Annotated in this window: 11 protein-coding genes; 5 read left to right on the top strand and 6 right to left on the bottom strand. The window is 70.6% G+C overall.

The genetic code is table 11. The features are described 5' to 3' along the window. Both pepN (ACFU53_RS25685) and ACFU53_RS25680 read left to right on the top strand, forming a co-directional pair. Entirely contained in the window at positions 1-2,598 is a 2,598-nt protein-coding gene (gene pepN / locus ACFU53_RS25685) for an aminopeptidase N (protein ID WP_383996822.1), read from the top strand. Positions 2,599-2,932: 334 nt separating this feature from the next. Continuing rightward, positions 2,933-4,009: a hypothetical protein gene (locus tag ACFU53_RS25680; RefSeq protein ID WP_383996819.1), complete on the top strand. Its 1,077-nt coding sequence runs from the start codon at positions 2,933-2,935 to the stop codon at positions 4,007-4,009. Between the two features lie 76 nt (positions 4,010-4,085). Here the strand turns inward: ACFU53_RS25680 and ACFU53_RS25675 are convergent, their stop codons facing one another. The 3 genes from ACFU53_RS25675 to ACFU53_RS25665 all read right to left on the bottom strand — a co-directional run bounded on the left by ACFU53_RS25675 (position 4,086) and on the right by ACFU53_RS25665 (position 7,925). After that, entirely contained in the window at positions 4,086-5,252 is a 1,167-nt protein-coding gene (locus tag ACFU53_RS25675) for a serine hydrolase domain-containing protein (RefSeq protein ID WP_383996816.1), read from the bottom strand. Positions 5,253-5,364: 112 nt separating this feature from the next. Next, on the bottom strand, positions 5,365-7,134 hold the full coding sequence (locus ACFU53_RS25670; protein ID WP_383996814.1) for a TIGR03767 family metallophosphoesterase: 1,770 nt from the start codon (positions 7,132-7,134) through the stop codon (positions 5,365-5,367). A gap of 329 nt (positions 7,135-7,463) precedes the next feature. Then, entirely contained in the window at positions 7,464-7,925 is a 462-nt protein-coding gene (locus ACFU53_RS25665) for an NUDIX hydrolase (RefSeq protein ID WP_383996811.1), read from the bottom strand. A gap of 231 nt (positions 7,926-8,156) precedes the next feature. On the opposite strand from ACFU53_RS25665, the gene ACFU53_RS25660 reads away from it, so the two are divergent. Then, on the top strand, positions 8,157-11,471 hold the full coding sequence (locus tag ACFU53_RS25660) for a S8 family serine peptidase (RefSeq protein WP_383996808.1): 3,315 nt from the start codon (positions 8,157-8,159) through the stop codon (positions 11,469-11,471). 71 nt (positions 11,472-11,542) lie between these two features. Here ACFU53_RS25660 and ACFU53_RS25655 read toward each other — a convergent pair whose 3' ends face one another. Continuing rightward, positions 11,543-12,553, bottom strand: a complete 1,011-nt coding sequence (locus ACFU53_RS25655; RefSeq protein ID WP_383996805.1) for a hypothetical protein — start codon at positions 12,551-12,553, stop codon at positions 11,543-11,545. A gap of 1 nt (position 12,554) precedes the next feature. Then, entirely contained in the window at positions 12,555-13,085 is a 531-nt protein-coding gene (locus tag ACFU53_RS25650; RefSeq protein WP_383996802.1) for a sigma-70 family RNA polymerase sigma factor, read from the bottom strand. Positions 13,086-13,440: 355 nt separating this feature from the next. Here ACFU53_RS25650 and ACFU53_RS25645 point away from each other — a divergent pair, with 355 nt between their 5' ends. After that, positions 13,441-14,460, top strand: a complete 1,020-nt coding sequence (locus ACFU53_RS25645) for an aspartate-semialdehyde dehydrogenase (protein ID WP_383996799.1) — start codon at positions 13,441-13,443, stop codon at positions 14,458-14,460. A 116-nt stretch (positions 14,461-14,576) separates the two neighbouring features. Here ACFU53_RS25645 and ACFU53_RS25640 read toward each other — a convergent pair whose 3' ends face one another. After that, the gene (locus tag ACFU53_RS25640; RefSeq protein WP_383996796.1) at positions 14,577-15,083 is read right to left on the bottom strand and encodes a DUF1203 domain-containing protein; all 507 of its coding nucleotides are present in this window, start codon (positions 15,081-15,083) and stop codon (positions 14,577-14,579) included. A gap of 112 nt (positions 15,084-15,195) precedes the next feature. On the opposite strand from ACFU53_RS25640, the gene pepN (ACFU53_RS25635) reads away from it, so the two are divergent. Then, the gene (pepN, locus tag ACFU53_RS25635; RefSeq protein ID WP_383996794.1) at positions 15,196-17,793 is read left to right on the top strand and encodes an aminopeptidase N; all 2,598 of its coding nucleotides are present in this window, start codon (positions 15,196-15,198) and stop codon (positions 17,791-17,793) included. Positions 17,794-17,867: the final 74 nt, after the last annotated feature.

The raw sequence follows: 17,867 nt of genomic DNA, 5'->3' as shown, positions 1-17,867 counted from the left end.
GTGCCCGGTGAGAATCTGTCCCGCGACGAGGCCCAGGAGCGGGCCGCACTGCTGTCCGTCGACGGTTACGAGGTCTCCCTCGACCTGCGGTCCGCCGTCGGTGACTCCGGTGACTTCGGTGGCGAGCCGCGCACCTTCCGGTCGGTGACGACGATCCGCTTCCGCTGCGCCGACCCGGGCGCCGGCAGCTTCGCCGATCTGATCGCGCCGAGTGTGACGGCCGTCTCCCTCAACGGCAAGGACCTGGACCCGAGCGAGGTCTTCGACGGCTCCCGGATCGCCCTCGACGACCTGGCCGCCGAGAACGAGCTGGTGGTCGACGCCCAGTGCGCCTACTCCCGAACCGGCGAGGGCATGCACCGCTTCGTCGACCCCGAGGACGGCGAGGTCTACCTCTACACCCAGTACGAGCCGGCCGACTCCCGCCGGGTCTTCGCGAACTTCGAGCAGCCGGACCTCAAGGCCCCCTTCCGCTTCGAGGTGCGCGCGCCGGAGGGGTGGGTCGTGTGGAGCAACGGGGTCGGCGAGCAGACGGACGGGGTGTGGCGGTTCGCGGAGACGAAGCCGATCTCGACGTACATCACGGCGGTCGTCGCGGGCCCATACCACTATGTGACGGACACGTACGAGCGGGTCTTCGAGGACGGTACGCGGCTGGAGATCCCCCTCGGCGCGATGTGCCGCAAGGGTCTCGCCCCCTACTTCGACTCCGACGACGTCTTCCTGATCACCAAGCAGGGCCTGGACTTCTTCCACGACCACTTCGACTACCCGTACCCGTTCGGGAAGTACGACCAGGCGTTCGTGCCCGAGTACAACCTCGGCGCGATGGAGAACCCGGGGCTCGTCACCTTCCGCGAGGAGTTCATCTTCCGGGGCAAGGTCACGCGGGCGTCGTACGAGCGGCGGGCGAACGTCGTCCTGCACGAGATGGCGCACATGTGGTTCGGCGATCTCGTGACCATGGTGTGGTGGGACGACCTGTGGCTGAAGGAGTCCTTCGCCGACTTCATGGGGTCCTTCTCCATGGTCGAGGCGACCCGCTTCACCAACGGCTGGGTCACCTTCGCCAACAACCGCAAGTCCTGGGCGTACCGCGCCGACCAGCTGCCCTCCACCCACCCCGTCACCGCCGACATCCGTGACCTGGAGGACGCGAAGCTCAACTTCGACGGCATCACGTACGCCAAGGGTGCGTCCGTGCTCAAGCAGCTGGTGGCGTATGTGGGGCGGGAAGCCTTCCTGGAGGGCGCCCGGCGCTACTTCAAGCGCAACGCGTACGGCAACACGCGCCTCGGCGATCTGCTGTCGGTGCTGGAGGAGACCAGCGGGCGGGACATGACGTCCTGGTCGCGGGCGTGGCTCCAGACGGCGGGGGTGAACTCCCTCACCCCGCAGGTGCTCCTGGACTCCGACGGCCGGATCGACGAGCTGGCCGTGGTGCAGGAGGCGGCCGAGTCGCATCCCGAGCTGCGGCCGCACCGGGTGGCGATCGGCCTGTACCGGCGGGTGAACGGGGAGGGCGGCTCGGGCGCGTTGGAGCGGTACGCGCGGGCCGAGGTGGACGTCGACGGGCCGCGTACGGTCGTGGGTGAGCTGGCCGGGGCCGAGGCGCCCGAGCTGGTGCTGGTCAACGACGACGACCTGACGTACTGCAAGATCCGTTTCGACGCGGGTTCGCTGGACACGCTGCGGGCCGGGCTCGGGGACATCTCCGACCCGCTGGCTCGGGCGCTGTGCTGGTCGGCGCTGTGGAACCTGACCCGGGACGCGCTGCTGCCGGCGCGGGACTTCGTCGACCTCGTGCTGCGGTTCGCCGGGCGGGAGTCCGACATCGGCGTGCTCCAGATGCTGCACGCGTGGGCCAACTCGGCGCTCACGCACTACGCGGCGCCGGAGTGGCGGGAGACCGGGGGCCGGCTGCTGGCGGAGGGCGCGTTGCGTGAGCTGCGGGCCGCCGAGGCAGGCAGTCAGCACCAGCTGACGTGGGCCCGTTTCTTCGCCTCGGTGGCGTCGGGAGAGGCCGATCTGGCGGTGCTGCAGGGGCTGTTGGTCGGGACCGAGACGGTCGACGGGCTGGACATCGACCAGGAGTTGCGCTGGGCCTTCTTGGAGACGCTGGCGACGCACGGGGTCGCCGACGAGGGGGTGCTGGCCGCCGAGTTGGCGCGGGACGACACGGCTTCCGGGAAGCGGCATCAGGTGCGGTGCCTGGCGGCGCGGCCGTCGGCCGCGGTCAAGGCGCAGGCGTGGGCATCGGTCGTGGAGTCGGAGGTGCTGTCCAACGCGCTGGTCGAGGCGACCATCACGGGGTTCGCGCGGCCGTCCCAGCGGGAGTTGGTGGCACCGTACGCCACCAGGTACTTCGAGGTGATCGAGCGGGTGTGGGCCGAGCGGTCCATCCAGATCGGGATGGACGTGGTGCGGGGGCTGTTCCCGTCGCTGCAGGACTCCCAGGGGACGTTGGACGCGACGGACGCGTGGCTGGCCGCGCACGAGGGGGCGGCTCCGGCGTTGCGGAGGCTGGTGCTGGAGGCCCGGGACGATCTGGCTCGGGGGTTGCGGGGACAGGCGTGTGACGCGGGGGCGGCAGGGTAACTGCCGCTGAACTCTTGTGTGTTGCGCACCCGGCGACTGCCGCTGGGCGGGGGGCGGGTGCGCTCACCGGCGCTTGCCGGGTGCCACTGCGCCCACCCGCGCCGCCCTCAGCGACACGACTGCCCGCAGTTGGGCGGGCGGATGGGCGGTTGGGGCCCGACCGGGTTCGGGGTTACCGAATTCGGGTAATCGGAGCCGTAACCTTTTCTGATCGCGTCCGGACCAGCGGGTATCGGCAGTCGAACGCACGTACTTTAGTGTGGTCTTGTCCTGATTTGTCGACGAACGTGTAACAGGGGTTCATGGGCGGCCCCGGAGCGGGAACCTCCGGGGCATGACCCACAACACCCCGCTCTCCCCCCGCCCCCTCCGTCGCCTCTCGGACGTCACGCGCCGGGTGCTGACGGCCGCGCAGCTGCGCGCGCAGGGTGTCACCGCCGCCGAGACGAACGAGCAGTGCCGGCCCGGTGGTCCCTGGCAGCAGATCCTGCCGGGTGTGTTCCTGCTGCACCCGGGCCCGCCCACCTCCGAGGAGCGGCTGCACGCGGTGCTGTCGTACGCGGCCCGCTCACCGTTCCGCGAGACGGCCGCCGGGGGCGCAGGGGTCGCCGGTGTACCCGTGCAGCCGAACGCCGACGAGCCCCGTCCGGCGCCCCGCCACCCGGACGCGGTGATCACGGGCCTGGCCGCCCTGACGCTGCACGGCTTCTCGTCCACTCCCCCGCTCCCCTCCCTCGACGCGATCGACGTCCTGGTCCCGCGCATGCGCCGGCTGCGGACCGTGGGCTGCGCGCGGATCGTCCGCACGCCTGCCATGCCGAACCCGTCGTATGTGACCGGTCTGCCCGTCGCCCCGGTGCCGCGCGCCCTAGCCGACGCGGTCGCGGTCGCGGAACTCGCCGACGCGGGCGCCGTACGCCGGCTGCTGACGGAGGCGGTGCGCGGCGGTCACACCGAACCAGCCACTCTCGTACAGGAGTTGACCGAGGCGGGGCTGCTGAACCGGCCCCATGTCGTCGACGCGGTGGAGTCGCTGCTCGCGGAAGGGCGGGCCATCGCGGAGGACCACCTGTACCGGATGGTCCGCGAATACGCCCTCCCCGACCCGGTCTGGAACGTGGACCTCCGCCTGCCCGGCGGCCCCCACCTCGGCGGTCTCGACGCGTACTGGCCGGAGCAGGCCGTCGCGGTCGAGCTCGACACCCGCGCCCCGCGCCAGGAGGACGACGCGCTGTGGTCCGAGTACGCCCGCAAGCGCGAGATGTTGGAGCGGCTCGGCATCACCGTCGTCCACATCACCCCCAGGAAGCTGCGTGACTCCCTGGAGCAGCAGGCGGCCGTCGTCCGCACCGCCCTGATGGCGTCGTGCGACCGCGATCCGGCCGCGTACGTCGTGGTACTCCCGCGGTGATCGGGTAACTCGGGCCACCAGGAGGGGAGAGGAAGGGCCGCCGCCCGTTCGGCGGCCCTTCCTCATGCCGGGTCGGCTACTCGGCGCAGAACTCCGCCTCCATGATCGGCAGGCTGTCGCCCGCCCAGTCGCTGTTGAAGTTGTAGGTGAGGGTGTGGCGGCCGTCGGCCGTGGTGGCGGTTTCGGAGAGGGAGCCGTGGATGCCTCCGCTGTGGCCCCAGAGTTGGACGCCGCAGGAGAGTGTGTAGGTGATGAGGCCGAGGCCGTAGCCGCCGCGTTCGCCGTCGATGGGGATGACGTTCTTCATCTCGGCGAGCTGCTTCTCGGGGAGGAGCTTGCCGCGCAGGAGGGCCGAGACGAAGCGGCTGAGGTCGTCGGCGTCGGAGATCATCCCGCCGGCCGCGCCCGCGACCGACGGGTTGATCTTCGTGACGTCGTACGTCCTGCCGTCCGTCGTCTCCGCCAGCTTGGAGTAGGCACGGCTGTGCGGGCCCGGGAGGGTGGGAACGGTGCCGGGGACCTTCGTGTCGCGCAGGCCGAGGGGTTCGATGATGCGGGCGCGTATCTCGTCGCCGTACGAGTTGCCCGTGGCCTTCTCGATCACCATGCCGGCGAGCACGTAGTTGGTGTTGGAGTAACTCCAGTCGGCGCCGGGGGCGAAGTCCGGCTTGTGCTTCATGGCGATGCCGACCAGTTCCCGCGGGGCCCAGGTGCGGTAGCGGTTCTTGAAGAAGCCCTCGGCGAGGAAGACGTCCTTCACGAACTGCTCGTCCGAGGTGTATTCGGCGATTCCGCTGGTGTGGTTCAGGAGTTGGCGGAGTGTCACCTTGCGGCCGTCGTGGCCCTTGCCGCGCACCACGCCCGGCAGCCACTTCTCCACCTTGTCGTCCAGCGACAGCCTGCCCTCCGCCTCCAGTTGGAGCAGCACGGTGGAGACGAAGGTCTTCGTGATGCTGCCGACGCGGAAGTGGTCGCGGGCGGAGCGCGGTTCGCCCGTCTTCAGGTCGCCGACGCCCGAGGCGGCCTTCCAGACGCCGTGTTCGTCCTTGGCCTGGACGGTGATGCCGACGACACCGTCCTTGATGTTGGCGTCCATCGCCTCCTGGGTGGCGCGGTGGTCGCCTCTCGCCGAGGCCGCGGCGGGTACGGCCGCCACCGCCGGGGCGGCCAGCGCCACCGCGGCGGCCACGGCGGTCGCCGCCATCAGAGTCGTACGGGTCGTGCGTGCCGTGCGTGCCGACATGTCGGTATCCCCCTTCGTCCGGTGATCCCGGTGGCTCCGGGAACGTCCGGTCGGGAAGGGGGACACCGGCGGTGCGCGCCGGGTTGAGCGGTGTACGTCAGTTGAGCTGTTTTCAGCCCTTTCGCAGGACAAGCTCCGTGTTGCGGTCGCCGGCCGTGCCGGTGAGCGTGTCGCGGCGGCCGGGGGCGTTGTAGGAGAGCTCGCGGTAGAGGGCGGCGAGGCCGGTCTGCGAGAGGTCCGTGAAGTTCGTGGCGTGTGGGGCGGCCGATTCGATCAGGGTGGTGAAGAGGGAGATCGTGCCGTCCTTGTTGTCCACCAGCTCGATGACGCGGGCGAGTTGGGGGAAGTCGATGTGGGAGGCCGTCGAGACCTCCCAGAAGGAGCCGCCGCTCGCGGAGCCGTGCGGGGTGATGCGGTTGCGGTGGCTGTGGCCGTTCACCCAGGCCAGAACGTTGCGGTGGCGGCCGAGCAGGGACAGCACCTCGTCGCCGCCGTGGCGGGCCTCGGCGGGGCGGGCTGGGTCCTTACGGAGGTTCCGCATCGACTTGCTGGTGTGGTGGCTGAAGACGACGACGTACGAACCGTCCTTGGCCGCTTCCTTCAACGTACGGTCCAGCCACTTGAGTTGGGCCGTGCCGAGCGAGCCCTCGTAGTGGCCGCCGGGGTCGGTGGAGTCGAGGCTGATGCCGATGACGTCGTCGGCGATGCGGAAGGCGTAGTACTGGGTGCGGGCGTCGAGGTTGGCCTGCGAGTAGCCGTGGCCGACCGGGCCGGGCCCCGTGTGGGCCGGGTTCAGGTGGGCCTTCAGGTACTCCTGCGGGGTGAAGGGGGCGCGGTTCTCGTCCGGGGTGACCGCGCGCATCTTCTTCGCCTGGGCCTTGAGGATGGCCTTCCACTCGGCGCCCCGGGGGTCGCCGCCGCTCTTGACGTTGTCCCAGATGGCCTTGCCGACCCGCTCGTCCAGCGTCATCAGCTTCCTGCCGCCGACCGCGAAGTCGGCGAAGTAGGAGTCGCCGGGGGCGTAGCAGCCGCCGGGGAGGGAGTCGTGGTTGCCGACCGTGGAGTACCAGGGGACGTTCAGGCCCGGGCTGTTGACCTCGCGGATCGCGGCGGCCAGGAAGCCGTTCAGGCGCGGGAAGCCGAGCTGCTTGTCGGCGTCGCGCAGGGGCGCGTCCGGCTGCCAGTAGAGCTTGAGGTTGCTGTTCTGGACGCCCTCGTAGCGACGCGGGTCACCGGAGTTGGGGGTGACGCGGCCGCCGCTCATCACCTTCAGGAACCAGTCCAGTTCCGTTTTGGAGTTGTTGTCGGTGTTGTCGCCGGTCGTCATGACGAAGTGGAGGGGGGAGCCGGTCACCGGGGCTCCGCGCAGCGCGTTCACCCGCTCGACGAGCGAGACCGCGCCGGCCACGGACAGCGCCTCCTGCGGACGCCAGGCGCTCGCGGTCTGGGCGCGCAGGTACTCGTAGCGCAGCGGGTGCTGGACGTCCACCACGTGCAGGTCGGTGAACTGCACGAAGGACGCCAGCGTCGTACGGCGGGTCTCGCGGCCGGACTTGGGGGTCGCGAGGTCGCCGCGTACGACCCGCGCCCAGGCCGGGCCGGCGCCGAGGCGGCGGTAGCCGGAGGAGTTGCGGGGGGCGGCCACCGAGGCGAGGGTCGTGCCTCGCGTGTACGGGGCGAGTGGCGCGGCCGGGGCCTCTCTGTTCGAGAGGTTCGCCAAGGGGACCTCGGCCGCCTTGTCGGCGGTGGCGGCGTGGGCGTCGGTCTCCGGCCGCAGGGCGAAGCCGACCCCCGCGGCGAGGCCGACCGCGCCGGTGGCGGCGAGGAAGGCCCGGCGGTCAGGGTTGGTGGCGGCGGCAGCGACTGAGCGTATGCGCGACATGGCGCGGTCTCCCCGAGTGCGAACGCGTCGGAAGTGGTCGCGGGGGCCTCCGGCCGGGTTGCGGCCGGTGGTGTTTCCCGCTCGTACTTGATGCTTGGCAGCTGGGGTGGCCTGGACGTTAACGAGGCGGCAACGGGTGGCACCGATCACCGTACGTGGATCTTCGGGTACGGTGCGCGTCCACTGGGGGTTCCCGAATGTGAGCGGGAGCGAAGGGAGGCTGTCACTCCTTGTTCATCTGGTGGGGTAGGGCACCTATTCGCCGTGGGGGCTTCGGTGATTGCGTGGGTGCGGGTCCGTCGCGGTTTCTCGCGCAGTTCCCCGCGCCCCTACGAACTCACCGGCAGCGCCAAGTGGCCGCTCGGGGGGCGTTCGCGCCACAGGCGTAGGCCCACGTCCACCAAGCTCACTCTCTCCAGGTTCGGGACCTCCTCCAGAGGCTGCCACGCGGCCATGTCCGTGGAGCCGTTCGTCTCGTGGCGGAGGTCGCCGCCGGTGACGCGGGCTTCGTAGACGATGCGGAGGGCCTGGAAGTCGGCGCGGGCGCCGAGGCGGCGGGGGTACTCGCGTCTGTTGGTGTCGACGCCGAGGAGGGCGGTGGGTTCGACGACGTAGCCGGTCTCCTCGGCCGCTTCACGGACGACCGTGTCGTACGGGTCCTCGCCGTGCTCCATGCCGCCGCCGGGCAGGGTCCACTTCTTCAGGCCGTCCCGGGAGACCCAGCGGGCCAGCAGCAGGTGTCCGTCTCGTACGCACACGGCGTAGGCCGCCACCCTCAACTCCTCGCGCATACACAGACGTTAACCAAAATGTCCCCTCATGCACGGCCATCGCACCCATGACGGGTGGCGGGTTTACGCCATGACGCAATCCCGCCTCGGTCAACACTCCCCAAACATGTGTCACTTCGGTAAGGCTGAGCGATCATCCGGGACCACATAACGGACCGGACCGATCCGAACCCGCCGCTCGGATCATCAATGCTCATTCTCACCTGAATTCCTTACCTACAAGGGATGTCGATGACCCTCACCCCCCAGCCCGGCCCCCGGCCGGGTACAAGACGCGTGGCGCGCATAGCCGTGGCCGCGGGGCTGGTCGCCGCACTCTCCGCGGCCGGGCCGATACCCATGGCCTTCTCGGCGGACGACCCGTCCACCTCCGTCCCGACGGACGGCGGCGTCAAGTCCGCGCACGACAAGCTCGGCTCGACCGATGCCGACCTGCTCGCCGAGGCCAAGGCCGACGGCGACAAGAACGTCACGATGATGATCGCCACCACGCCCGGCAAGACCGAACAGGTCGCCGAGCAGCTGGACGCGGTCAAGGGCGGCTCGGTGGGCCGTACCCACGACAAGCTCGGCTACGTCCGCGCCACGGTCCCGACCAAGAGCGCCGACTCGGCCATCTCGGCCGCCGCGAAGCTCTCCTCCGTGCAGGGCATCGACCTGCGCCAGGAGATCGTCCTCGACGACCCGTCGCCGGCCGCGGACACCGCGAAGGGCGCCAAGGCGCAGGCCACGACGGCGAAGACGTACCCGGGGCCGAGCAAGAACACCCCCGCCGAGAACCCGTACAACCCGTCCTTCGAGACGGGCGCCGTCGACTTCGTGAAGCAGAACCCGAAGGCGGACGGCCGGGGCATCACCATCGGCGTCCTGGACTCCGGTGTCGACCTCGCGCACCCGGCGCTGCAGAAGACCTCCACCGGCGAGCGCAAGATCGTCGACTGGGTGACGTCCACCGACCCGATCATCGACGGTGACGGCAGCTGGCGCCCGATGACGACCTCGGTCTCCGGGCCGACCTTCACCTACGGCGGCCGGACCTGGACCGCGCCCTCGGGCTCGTACTCCGTCAACACCTTCCGCGAGTCGGTCACGGCGGCCGGTGACGCGGCGGGCGACGTGAACCGCGACGGCGACACCACCGACGCGTGGGGCGTGCTCTACGACGCGGCGGCCGGCACGGTCACCGTCGACGTGAACCAGAACTTCGACTTCAGCGACGACAAGCCGATGAAGCCGTACAAGGACGGGTACCAGATCGGGTACTTCGGTACCGACGACCCGTCGACCGACGTCGCCGAGCGCCAGCCGTTCGTCGTCGAGTACCGCAAGGACGTCCCGATGGACCCCTTCGGGGGCGACTGGGTCGGCAAGAAGGCCGACTTCGTCAACATCGGTCTCATCTCCAGCGAGCACGGCACCCACGTCGCCGGCATCACCGCCGCGAACGGCCTGTTCGGCGGCAAGATGAACGGCGCCGCCCCCGGCGCGAAGATCGTCTCGTCCCGCGCCTGCGAGTTCGGCCCGGGCTGCACCAACGTGGCGCTAACCGAGGGCATGATCGACCTCGTCGTCAACCGTGGCGTCGACATCGTCAACATGTCCATCGGCGGCCTCCCGGCGCTGAACGACGGCAACAACGCGCGCGCCGAGCTCTACACGCGCCTCATCGACACCTACGGCGTCCAGCTGGTCATCTCGGCCGGCAACTCCGGCCCGGGCGCCAACACGATCGGCGACCCCGGCCTGGCCGACAAGGTGATCTCGGTCGGCGCGTCCATCTCCAAGGAGACCTGGGCCGCCAACTACGGCTCGCAGGTCACCAAGGACTACCAGCTGTTCAACTTCTCCTCGCGCGGCCCGCGTGAGGACGGCGGCTTCACGCCGACCCTGGTGGCGCCCGGCGCCGCGATCAACACGACGCAGACCTGGCTGCCGGGCGTCATCGCCCCCGAGGCGGGCTACTCGCTCCCGGCCGGCTACCAGATGCTCAACGGCACCTCGATGGCCTCCCCGCAGGCGGCCGGCGCCTCCGCGCTGCTGCTCAGCGCCGCGAAGCAGAAGGGCATCGACCTGACGCCCCTGAAGCTGCGCACCGCGCTGACCTCGACCGCCGACCACATCGACGGCGTCCAGGCGTATGCCGAGGGCGCGGGCCTGATGAACATCGTGGACGCCTGGAAGTCGATCAAGGCGGGCGCGACCGCGTACGACTACGCGGTCAAGGCCCCCGTCGACACGGCGATCGACTTCGCGCTCAAGACCCCGGGCTTCGGCACCGGCATCTACGACCGTGAAGGCGGCCTGAAGGCCGGGCAGAAGAAGACGTACGACGTGACCATCACCCGTACGTCCGGCGCCGACAAGGCGATCCGCCACGAGCTGCACCTGGAGAACAACCGGGACAACACGTTCCGGATCGTCGGTGACGACGTGGTCTCCCTGCCGCTGAACAAGCCGGTCACCGTGAAGATCGCCGCCAAGCCGGAGAACTCCGGGATCAGCAGCGCGATCCTGGAGGTCGACGACCCGAAGACCGTGGGCATCGACCGCCAGGTCCTCAACACGGTGGTCGTCTCCGCGCCGCTGAAGTACACCCACTCGGCGTCCGGCACGGTCCAGCGCAACTCCTTCAAGTCGTACTTCGTCACCGTCCCCGAGGGCGCGAAGACCCTCGAGGTCGCGATCAGCGGGCTGAAGGACAAGAGCCAGACCCGCTTCATCGCCAACCACCCGTACGGGGTCGCGGTCGAGAGCACCAGCTCCCTGACCTGCTACAGCAACTACCTCGATGGCAACGGCTGCAAGCCGGACGTACGTTCGTACGCCAACCCGCAGCCCGGTGTCTGGGAGTTCGAGGTCGAGTCGCGCCGGACGTCGCCGGTGCTCGACAACACCTTCAAGCTGAACTTCGCGGTCTACGGCGCGAGCTTCGACCCGGAGGTCGTCACCGTGCCCGAGGCCAAGGTCGGCACCCCGACCGCCGCCTCCTGGAAGGTGACCAACAACCTCGCCCCCGTCGACGGCAAGCTGGCGGGCGGCCCGCTGGGCTCGGCCAAGACCGACCGGCCGACCATCGCGACCGGTGTCACCCAGACCTCCACGGTCGAGGTGCCCGCGGGCGCCGAGTCCCTGGACGTCACCATCGGCAACACGGCTGACACGGGCGCCGACCTCGACCTGTACGTCTACAACGCCGCCGGCGTCGAGGTCGGGAGCTCCGCGGACGGCGACTCCGAGGAGTCCGTCTCCATCCCGTCGCCGGCCGCCGGTACGTACACCGTCGAGGTCGTCGGCTACGCGGTCCCGGCCGGGTCCACCGCGTACGACTACCGCGATGTGTTCTTCTCCTCCGCCCTGGGCGAGGTGAAGGTCGCGGACACCGCCGTCAAGCTCGGCACGGGTGACTCGACGACCGTCTCCGGTGACGTCGTCGCGGCCGCCGAGGCTCCGGCCGGCCGGGAGTTCTTCGGCCAGGTCCAGCTGGTGAACGCGCGCGGCACCGCCGCGGGCACCGGCAGCGTGCGGATCGAGAAGGTCACGCCGTAGCGCGCCGGTAGTGCGTGAGTGAAGGAGGGGCGGGCGTCCAGAGGACACCCGCCCCTTCGGCGTTCAGCGGGTCATTCGCACGACAGCCTCTCCGAGTCCGGCAGCGCCGCCTCGATCCAGGCGCGGTCGCGGGCGATGTCCGCCTCCTTCGTGGTCCAGGTATCCGGCTGGGCGCTGTCCTTCGGGATGCCGATGAGGACGTGGTCGCCCTTCTTCAGACGGGGGTCGACGTCGTGGTCCATGGGGAAGACGATCCGGTCCGCGCCCTTCTCGGGCTTGATCCAGCGGGCCACCTCGACCGTGATCCGGTCCTGTTGGGAACCGGACACGGGTTCGATCTCGGTGACGGTGCCCTCGACGATGAGGCGGGCGCAGGCGACGTATCCCTCCCGGCTGAGCGAGGCGGAGGAGTCGCCCCCCACGCCGCTGTCCTCCTGGTCGACCGACTTGTCGGAGGCGGCACCCGAGTCGGACGACGTCACGTTCACCCCGCCGCCGGCCTGCACGACGACCCAGCCCACGCCGAAGACCACGGACGCGGCAGCGGCGGCGGCGAGGGTGCCGAAGGTGATCTTCAGGGCGCGCCGGGCGCGGGTCGGCCGCGGCAGCAGGGGCCTCACCGACGCGACGGGGGCCTGCGCGGGCCCGGACACCCGCCCGGGGTCCGTCTCGGCACCGGCCGCGTCCCCCGGCCGCGCGGCCACGTGTCGCCCCGGCGGGACCCCGGCCACGGCGTCCTCACCCGTCACCGCCAGCGCCTCACCGAGCAGCCCCAACTGCTCCCTCAGCAGCGCGATGTCGGCGGCGGCCGCGTCACGGGATGCCACGAACTCGGCGTCCCGCAGGGCTTCTTCGGACAGCGGTTCGTCGAGCAGCGCGGTCATCAGCGCGTCCATGCCGGCGTAGGCGGGGCCGTCGTGACCGACGTCGTCGTACCACCGAGTGCCGTCGTGTTCGGGCCCGTCATGTTCGGGCCTGGCGCGCTCGGCGCCGTCGCCGGAGGCAAGGTCGCCGTGCTCGCCGTCCCCGTGCGCGATGTCCTCGTACTCGGCGTCCCGCCGGCTGTCGTCCCGGGCGGCCACGTCACACCACCTCGTCCTCGTGCAGGCGGGTGCGCAGGGCGCGGACCGCCGAGTGGAGCCTGCTCTTGACCGTGCCCTCGGGGATGCCGAGCTCGTCGGCGATCCCGCGTACCGGCAGGTCGGCGTAGAAGCGCAGGACGAGGACCTGGCGCAGGGCGTCGGGCAACTCGTCCAGGCCTCGCGCGACGGCGAGCGAGAGCACGCTGGAGTCCTCGCCGGAAGGGGGCTCGTGCTGGCGCAGCGAGGCCAGCCGCTCGCCCAGGCGCTCCTGGCGCCGCTTGGCGCGGTGCCAGTCCATCGCCAGGTTGGAGGCGACCACCGCCGCCCACGCGGACACGTCCCGCGGTGCCTCACGGCCGCTCGCGGCCCGCTCCAGCAGCCGCAGCCGTACCTGCTGTACCCCGTCCAGCAGGTCCGACTGCGGCACACCGGCGAGCGCGAGCACCGCCCGCACCCGTCGCTCCTGGGCCTCGTCCAGTGGGTCGTCCGCTTCCTGGACGCTCTCGACGTGGCGCGCCTTTCTGCGCAGCACAGTCCCCCCTCCCCTCCCGCGTTTCCCCTACGACGCCGACGCGGGCCGAAACGTTCGAAGGGTTCGGCCCGACTGTCCCGGCGGAGCAGAGGCGTACGTCACACCTTCGCGTGCACCCGGGTGCCGTGGGCAGGGTCGAGGCAGCACAGCTTGCGGTACGGGGCCGCCGTAGGGCGAATTTCTCCAGCTCAGCAGGGGTGACGGCCACAGAAGCGGCTCCGGCGCCGGGGCCGCTCGCGTCCCGTCTGTTGAGCGTCCTGGTCAAACGATTGGACAGGTGGGCCCGGCCTGACCGCATGATGGAAACGCCTCGGCCATGCCGCAGACACAGACAAGCCACGTAAAGGGAGTCGCCGTGAGGGTCGGAATCGTCGGAGCCACCGGTCAGGTCGGCACGGTCATGCGCAGGATCCTCAAGGACCGTGACTTCCCGACGCGCGAGCTGCGTCTGTTCGCGTCCGCCCGTTCGGCCGGTTCGGTCATCGACGGTGTGACGGTCGAGGACGCGGCGACCGCCGACTACGCCGGCCTCGACATCGTCCTGTTCTCCGCGGGCGGCGCGACCTCCCGGGTGCTGGCCGAGAAGGTGGCGTCCCAGGGCGCGGTCGTGATCGACAACTCCTCCGCGTGGCGCCGCGACCCCGACGTACCCCTCGTGGTCTCCGAGGTGAACCCGCACGCGATCGCCGACCGCCCCAAGGGCATCATCGCCAACCCGAACTGCACGACGATGGCCGCGATGCCGGTCCTGCGTCCGCTGCACGACGAGGCGGGCCTCGAAGCGCTGGTCGTCGCCACCTACCAGGCGGTGTCCGGGTCCGGCGTCGCGGGCGTCGCGGAGCTGCACGGCCAGGTGCAGAAGGTCGTGGGCGACGCGGACAAGCTGACGCACGACGGCTCGGCGGTCGACTTCCCCGAGCCGGGCGTCTACAAGCGGCCCATCGCCTTCAACGTCATCCCGCTCGCCGGTTCGATCGTCGACGACGGCCTGCACGAGACGGACGAGGAGCAGAAGCTCCGCCACGAGTCCCGCAAGATCCTGGAGATCCCCGGGCTCAAGGTCTCCGGCACCTGTGTCCGCGTCCCGGTCTTCTCCGGCCACTCCCTCCAGGTCAACGCCCGCTTCGCCCGCCCGATCTCGGTGGAGCGCGCGACGGAGCTGCTGGCCGGCGCCCCCGGGGTCACGCTCTCCGACATCCCGACCCCCCTCCAGGCCGCCGGCCAGGACGCCTCCTTCGTGGGCCGCCTCCGCGCCGACGAGACCGTCGACAACGGCCTCGCCCTCTTCGTCTCCAACGACAACCTCCGCAAGGGCGCCGCGCTGAACGCGGTGCAGATCGCGGAGCTGGTGGCGGCGGAGCTGAGCGAGAAGTAGGCCGCACGGGCGGCACGCCGTACGGGCGAACGGGCGGACGTGCGGACGGGGCGGTCACTCCACGAGGGGTGGCCGCCCCGTCGGCGTGTGCCGGCGAGCGGACGGGTTTGTGACCGTCAGGGCTGCCGCACCTCGTACAGGAAGCAGCCGTACTCGACGGCCCGCACCTGCACGAGCGCGACCTCGGGGTCCGCGAAGGCCTCCGCGAAGGCGGCGTCGAAGCCCTCGGGTCCCCCGGGCTCCTGGACCAGCCGTCCGCCGAGGATGCGTCCGTCGGCCGAGTAGCGGCGGACCGTCCGGTGGGCGTTGCCGAACGGGTGACCTGCGGCGCCGCCGGCCGGCCCCGGGCAGGCCGCGGCATGGACGAAGACCGGCCCCCGCTCGTCGTACGCGCCCGGATCGACACCCGTGCGAGCCGCCCAGCGGCGCAGGGGCGCGTAGGACACCAGGACGATCCGCTCCCCCGGTGCACCGCGCCGCAGACAGCAGCGCAGCGGCGCGCCGCCCTCCTCGTCCGTGAACGGCTCGCGCGCGCGTCCGGAGTCGTCGGCCGAGCGGAGTTCCGTCAGTGTCCCGGGATCGATCGGGCGGGCGGTGTACGTCTTCACCGGATGCGTGGTCATGTGCCCAGGCTCGCGCGTGCGGGACCTGCTCACCGGCGGGAAACGGACATCGCGCTCTCCGCCGGTGCCATGGAAGGATGGCGCAACCCACACATACCGAGGAGATGACCGCGTGCCTGGCACAAACCTGACCCGCGACGAGGCTCAGCAGCGGGCGGCGCTGCTCAGCGTCGACTCGTACGAGATCGATCTCGACCTCTCCGGCGCGCAGGAGGGCGGCACCTACCGGTCCGTGACCACGGTGCGCTTCGACGTCGTCGAGAACGGCGCGGCGTCCTTCATCGACCTGGTGGCCCCGACCGTCCACGAGGTGACCCTCAACGGCGACGCGCTGGACCCGGCGGAGGTCTTCGCGGACTCCCGGATCGCGCTCCCCGGCCTGCTGGAGGGCCGCAACATCCTGCGGGTCGTGGCCGACGCCGCGTACACCAACACAGGTGAGGGCCTGCACCGGTTCGTCGACCCGGTCGACAACCAGGCGTACCTGTACACCCAGTTCGAGGTCCCCGACGCCCGCCGCGTCTTCGCGTCCTTCGAGCAGCCGGACCTGAAGGCCACCTTCCAGTTCACCGTGAAGGCCCCGACCGGCTGGACCGTGATCTCCAACTCGCCGACGCCGGAGCCCAAGGACGACGTCTGGGTCTTCGAGCCGACGCCCCGCATCTCGACGTACATCACGGCGCTCATCGTCGGCCCGTACCACAGCGTCCACAGCGTGTACGAGAAGGACGGGCAGTCGGTGCCGCTCGGCATCTACTGCCGGCCGTCCCTCGCCGAACACCTGGACTCCGACGCGATCTTCGAGGTCACCCGGCAGGGCTTCGACTGGTTCCAGGAGAAGTTCGACTACGCGTACCCGTTCAAGAAGTACGACCAGTTGTTCGTGCCGGAGTTCAACGCGGGCGCGATGGAGAACGCGGGCGCGGTGACCATCCGCGACCAGTACGTCTTCCGCTCGAAGGTGACGGACGCCGCGTACGAGGTCCGCGCCGAGACCATCCTCCACGAGCTGGCCCACATGTGGTTCGGCGACCTGGTCACCATGGAGTGGTGGAACGACCTGTGGCTGAACGAGTCGTTCGCCACGTACACGTCGATCGCCTGCCAGGCCGACGCGCCCGGTTCCCGGTGGCCGCACTCCTGGACCACGTTCGCCAACTCCATGAAGACCTGGGCGTACCGGCAGGACCAACTGCCCTCCACGCACCCGATCATGGCGGAGATCGGTGACCTGGACGACGTGCTCGTCAACTTCGACGGCATCACGTACGCCAAGGGGGCTTCCGTCCTGAAGCAGCTCGTCGCGTACGTCGGCCAGGACGAGTTCTTCCGGGGCGTGCAGGCCTATTTCAAGGCGCACGCGTACGGCAACACGCGCCTGTCCGACCTGCTGGGCTCCCTGGAGGAGACCTCCGGCCGCGACCTGAAGGCCTGGTCGAAGTCGTGGCTGGAGACGGCGGGCATCAACGTCCTCCGCCCCGAGATCGAGACGGACGAGCACGGCGCCATCACCTCCTTCGCGATCCGCCAGGAGGCCCCGGCGCTTCCCACGGGCGCGAAGGGCGAGCCGACGCTCCGCCCGCACCGCATCGCGGTCGGCCTCTACGAACTGGACGACGCCAGCGGCAAGCTGATCCGCGACGAGCGGATCGAGCTGGACGTCGACGGCGAACTGACCGCCGTACCGCAGCTGGTGGGCAGGCGCCGCCCGGCCGTGGTCCTCCTCAACGACGACGACCTGTCGTACGCGAAGGTCCGCCTGGACGAGCAGTCGCTCGCCTTCGTCACCGAGCACCTCGGTGACTTCGAGTCCTCCCTCCCCCGCGCGCTGTGCTGGGCGTCGGCCTGGGACATGACGCGTGACGCGGAGCTGGCGACCCGCGACTACCTGGCCCTCGTCCTGTCGGGCATCGGCAAGGAGTCCGACATCGGTGTCGTCCAGTCGCTGCACCGTCAGGTGAAGCTGGCGATCGAGCTGTACGCCGACCCGACGGCCCGCGAGGCGCTGCTGACCCGCTGGACGGACGCCACGCTGGCGCACCTGCGCGCCGCGGAGGCCGCCTCCGACCACCAGCTGGCCTGGGCCCGCGCCTTCGCGGCGACCGCCCGCACCCCCGAGCAACTGGACCTCCTGGAGGCCCTGTTGGAGGGCACGCAGACGATCGAGGGTCTTGCCGTCGACACCGAGCTGCGCTGGTCCTTCGTCCAGCGGCTCGCGACGGTGGGCCGTTACGACGAGGCGGAGATCGCCGGCGAGTACGAGCGCGACCGGACGGCCGCCGGCGAACGCCACGCCGCCACCGCCCGCGCTTCCCGCCCGACCTCCGAGGCCAAGGCCGAGGCCTGGTCCCAGGTCATCGAGTCCGACAAGCTCCCCAACGCCCTCCAGGAAGCGGTCATCGGCGGCTTCGTCCAGACCGACCAGCGCGACCTCCTCGCCGCGTACACCGACAAGTACTTCGAGGTGGTGAAGGAGATCTGGGAGTCACGCTCCCACGAGATCGCCCAGCAGATCGCGATCGGCCTCTACCCGACCGTCCAGGTCTCGACCGACACCCTGTACAAGACGGACACCTGGCTGACCACCGCCGAGCCCAACGCGGCCCTCCGCCGCCTGGTCTCGGAGTCCCGCTCGGGCGTCGAGCGCGCCCTCAAGGCCCAGGCCGCGGACGCGGCGGCGACGGCGACGGCGACGGCGACCACGGAGTAGCAAGGGCCCGTTGAACGACGACGGGGCGGCACGGATCGGCGTACGACGGGGGCGCCCGGTGATTTCATCGGGCG

The organism is Streptomyces sp. NPDC057474, from assembly GCF_042802555.1.
Taxonomy (GTDB): domain Bacteria; phylum Actinomycetota; class Actinomycetes; order Streptomycetales; family Streptomycetaceae; genus Streptomyces.
Note: the sequence above shows the minus strand (reverse complement) of the source record. Positions and strands in the feature narration are given on the sequence as shown.